The following is a 3,050-nucleotide window of genomic DNA, read 5'->3' as shown; positions in this document are numbered from 1 at the left end:
GTTCAGGATCGGGACTCTTAGAAGCCAGTCTATCTATGCTCTTTTCAATTTCCCGTATAAATTCTTCAATATTAGGAGTTGCATATTGCCCAGAATTAAGGTCCCGTTCTACTTGGACAACTAGATTGTACTCGTCTCTTGTAGGAAGGAATTTATTCTTGAATTTCTTATCGAAAAATTTTTCAAACTTAGGGAGGTTCGGAACAACATAATCAAGCGTAACCACATACACATTTTTATCGCGTTCAAGTCTTTTGATCCATTTGTTGATCCACTTCAACTGCTGTTCATCTGACCGAATTTTAGGTTGGAGTTGTTCTTTAATATGATCTCTTACTTCGAGCGACTTGATGACTTTGTCTGATTGTAGTTCATCTGCCATTAGTTTCTACCCTCCACCATAGGTCTAATAGTATCTTCACTTTCTTTGTACCACTCGTACAGTATTTCGGATGCTTCGCGGATGAGCGGAATCATTTTCCTCTCCTCATCACTCAAATATTGAGTCTTATCAGGATGTGCAAAATCTATCAGTTTACGTATTCTTGATTTAATCTCTTTAAGAGGTGCACCTATTGGTAGATCAAGTAGCGTCCACACTACATGAACATCTTGTAACCGCGCAGTCTTTCCTTTGAATTCTCTGAGTTGTTTAAGCAACCCCTTATTATCTTGAAGTTTCTTATAATATTGTGCATTGATTTCAAATGCCGTACCTTCGGGTTTGCTTGTAATGTGTGTATCTTTGAGCCTGTCGATTAACTTTATCTGACCTGTTGCTGTAGGTGCTGAAGGGGTGAAGGAGGCATCAAGTACGAACGGCTCTGAGAGAAGAATTATTTGATCGTTTTCTTGTAGTTCAATTAATTTTTCTCTTATATGAGTATTCCCTCTTTTGACAATAACTGGTGCGTGTTCATTCCATTGGTAGAGGAAATATCTCCCCTCTTTGTATCTGAGTTGAGCAAATTCATCAGGGACATTAACATATGTACTAAGCAACCTGATGTTACGATCTACACGCGATCCGATACTGAGTTGTTCATGAGGAACGACAACTACAGAAGTTTCTTGGTCCCCCATACGAATTTCAAGTGAGTCATGAGCTTTTTTGAGTTGGAGATAGTTCTCAGTTCTTGAATCTTGCTCGGTCGCACTTTCTCTTATGTTCTCAAAACGTTGTACTGCCCACTGTTTTTTGCGCAACTCTTTTAATTCCCTTAATAGAGGTTCTGTTATCGCCCAGATTCCAGAAGAATCAAGAGCAGATAGTAAAAATGCACGTTGTAATTCTCTGAATCGTTCTTGTCGCTCCTCCTCCTTTTCCAAGTACGCCTGTTGCCATGCCCTGCTTGCAATTTCCTGCATGTTAAATACAGCGCGAGAGGAAAGATACTCTGCAAGTTTTTGTCGAGCAAGGATGTAGTCATTTTGTCTTGTCGCAATATCATAAATAGTGTTTGCAACATAGTTATACACGTCCTCACTAAGTTGAGATGAAATAGATTCTTTGAGAACCACACTTCCTGGAACCTGGGACGCTTTTAGGAGTGTTTGGGTTAGCTGACTGATGTAGTTTCTTTTAAGAAAGTTTATGCGTTGTTCAATTATTTTTTCAGCTTGCTCTGTGCTGAGCGATTTTAAGTAATCTTCACGAGTCATCGTTTTCAGTTGTGCATCTATTTGTTGTGAGACTGCGCGTATGTTTTGCTGATAATCAATGAGTTGTGCTGCGAGATTTGAATATTCTTGAGCTATTTTTTGGTTGAGATCCTCATCAGGCACACTTCCAGGCTTGAATGGTGCAATGAGGTGTTCAATGAGCCAAGCATAGATCTGACGGTGAAGTTGAGTGAAGAGTTGCGCACTGTACTGTGCGAGCGCAGCTTCCCCGAAGACATCTTCAAACTTATTAATAAGAACATCAAAGTTATCAAAAGTAGTGGGGGGCTCTCGAGAGTATTTTTTCTTAATGTCTTTTGCAATGCTTTCCATATTTCTTTTGAATGTGTTCTCATAATAGTCTTGTAATACTTTTCTTGCATGCCTTTTTCTTTCTTCTAGTACATCTTCGCGAGTGATATCTTCGGAAGATATTTCTTTGTGTTCCCATTTTGGTCCTTCATCTTTTTTAACTACTTTTGACAACACAACAAATTTTTTTCTAAGGGCGGGTTTTACACGCTCTATGAATGCTTGAAGGAACTTCTCCCTTGCTCGTATCTCCTCTTCATCCGCGCCAGGAACTGCAAGAAGTTTTGAAATATTTTTATAGAGCTTGGACTCTCTTATATCTGAAACGCTGAGCGTTTGTTCCAAATCCTCCGTGGTAAGTTTTCCAATAATCTTGAGTAGTTCATCCTGTAAATCCCTCTTAATAGCATCATCAGTCGTAAGCCCTCTTGAATGTAGGTACTCTTCGTGTGTCCGCTTGTAAAACGGCAAGTACTCTTTCCATGCTCGTTTGACTTTGCTCATATTACCAGTTCCGTGTTGCCTCCTCAACTGCTTCTTCAACTTTGGCTAGTTCTTTGTCTTCTTTTTCGTATTCTTCTGCTTCTTTGAGTTCTTTTTCTATTGTCTTTTTGTCAATACCTCGAAGTCCTTGGTTGAATCCTTCACGTGCCGAAACAGGAACGCCTGAAATTTGATCTGCTATTCTATCAGTTCCTTTGTCGATAATAGGATCTCCAACGGGCCAGCCAAAGAGTGCTCGCAAGTATGCCCGTTTAGGATCTGTTTTTACTAACTGTTCCAGTTTGGCCATCTCATCAGGAGCGATTCTTGCTCTAAGCTCTCTTACCCTATTAACTCCGCAAAGAAGCCAACCAAGCCCCATCCCTACGATGAAATTGAAGAGTATTCTTCCCGTAGTTACCTGTTTTTCTGCGCTTGAGAAGAGTCCTGAGTTCATGAGATTAAGAACTGTCTCTACTATGGCAAAGGCTAGGCCCATTGCGAGCCAGCTTTTTTCGTGTCCTTCTTGTTGTCGTTCTCGGAATGTTCCGTAGAGGAGTAGTACTACAATCCAGCCTCCAAAGCGTAGTACG

Annotated in this window: 3 protein-coding genes; all 3 read right to left on the bottom strand. The window is 40.4% G+C overall.

The features are described from left to right. Nucleotides 1–382: hypothetical protein (locus tag D6774_03195; GenBank protein RME77825.1), on the bottom strand; the 382-nt coding region annotated here is incomplete at its 3' end. Next, complete coding sequence (locus tag D6774_03190) at nucleotides 382–2,478, bottom strand: hypothetical protein (protein RME77824.1); 2,097 nt, start codon at nucleotides 2,476–2,478, stop codon at nucleotides 382–384. The genes D6774_03195 and D6774_03190, both read right to left, overlap by 1 nt. Before the next feature lies 1 nt (nucleotide 2,479). Further along, a partial coding sequence (locus D6774_03185) for a hypothetical protein (GenBank protein RME77823.1) occupies nucleotides 2,480–3,050 on the bottom strand: 571 nt, incomplete at its 5' end.

The organism is Candidatus Woesearchaeota archaeon (assembly GCA_003695435.1).
Classification (GTDB): domain Archaea; phylum Nanobdellota; class Nanobdellia; order Woesearchaeales; family UBA11576; genus J101.
The sequence above is the reverse complement of the archived record's forward strand: the minus strand, read 5'-3'. Positions and strand labels throughout refer to the sequence as shown.